Genomic DNA, 1,182 nt, shown 5'->3' with positions numbered 1-1,182 from the left:
AATCAAAAAGCATACCATATCATAAGCACTGGCAAACGTTGTCAATTCTGCCATGATCGCCCTCGCTTAAATTTCAGCAGCCAGTTTGTTTACCAGCTCCGCGTGCGCGTTTTGATCGATTGTGGCACCCAGGATCTTCTCAGCACCGCCGACGGCCAGAGCACCCAGTTGGGCACGCAGCGCATCTTTGACACCGTTCAGTTCCTGCTCGATCTCGGCTTGAGCCTGAACCTTCACACGGTCAGCGTCGATACGGGCTTTTTCAACAGCCTCTTCAACGATCTGGTTACCGCGTTTCTTGGCTTGCTCAATGATTTCAGCTGCCTGAGCTTTCGCTTCGCGCAGTTGTTGACCCGCTTTATCTTGGGCCAACTCCAGGTCGCGAGCTGCTCGTGCGGCAGCGTCCAGTCCGTCTGCGATCTTCTTCTGACGTTCGTGCAAAGCCGCGATGACCGGAGGCCATACGAACTTCATGCAGAAAACTACAAAAATCAAGAACGCTAAGGACTGACCAATAATGGTTGCATTAATGTTCACGCCAATACCTCGCTCGTTCGTTGCACAACACACCAATCACTCGAAAAAACGAGTGATTAACCGGCGAGTTGACCAACGAAGGGGTTCGCGAAGGTGAAGAACAGAGCGATACCAACACCGATCATGGTCACGGCGTCGAGCAGGCCGGCGACGATGAACATTTTAACTTGCAGCATTGGAACCATTTCTGGCTGACGCGCTGCGCCTTCCAGGAACTTGCCGCCCAGCAGGCCGAAACCAATGGCAGTACCCAGGGCGCCCAGGCCGATCAACAGTGCAACAGCGATAGCGGTTAGACCAACTACAGTTTCCATCTTTCCTCCCGACTTTTACGTCGTATGGTTTAGGTTTTTTAGATTTTAAAGCGGTAAAACAAATCGTTTCATAGCCCTTCAGGGCTACCCTCCCGTTTGACCGGGAGGGACATCAGACTAGTCGAGACTGGTCTTAATGGTTCTCTTCGTGCGCCATCGACAGGTAGACGATGGTCAGCATCATGAAGATAAACGCCTGCAGGGTGATGATCAGGATGTGGAACACAGCCCACGCCCACTGCAGAACAATGCCCAGGCCGCTAAGCCAGAGCAGACCACTGCCGAACATCACAGCGATCAGAATGAACACCAGCTCGCCGGCCTACATGTA

General features: G+C 52.7%; 2 protein-coding genes and 1 pseudogene. All 3 read right to left on the bottom strand.

Features of this window, described 5'->3' with window-relative positions; translation table 11 throughout:
- Positions 1-66: 66 nt before the first annotated feature.
- Complete coding sequence (locus ACIOMR_RS30945) at positions 67-537, bottom strand: F0F1 ATP synthase subunit B (RefSeq protein ID WP_008439543.1); 471 nt, start codon at positions 535-537, stop codon at positions 67-69.
- Positions 538-593: 56 nt separating this feature from the next.
- Positions 594-851 (bottom strand): F0F1 ATP synthase subunit C, encoded by a 258-nt coding sequence (atpE, locus tag ACIOMR_RS30940; RefSeq protein ID WP_002555987.1) that lies wholly within the window; start codon positions 849-851, stop codon positions 594-596.
- A gap of 133 nt (positions 852-984) precedes the next feature.
- Positions 985-1,173 (bottom strand): annotated as a pseudogene (locus ACIOMR_RS30935) (F0F1 ATP synthase subunit A); the annotation flags it as partial.
- Between the last annotated feature and the right edge of the window lie 9 nt (positions 1,174-1,182).

The organism is Pseudomonas sp. NPDC087814, assembly GCF_044742865.1.
Lineage (GTDB): Bacteria > Pseudomonadota > Gammaproteobacteria > Pseudomonadales > Pseudomonadaceae > Aquipseudomonas.
This window is presented reverse-complemented; position numbering and strand designations above follow the sequence as displayed.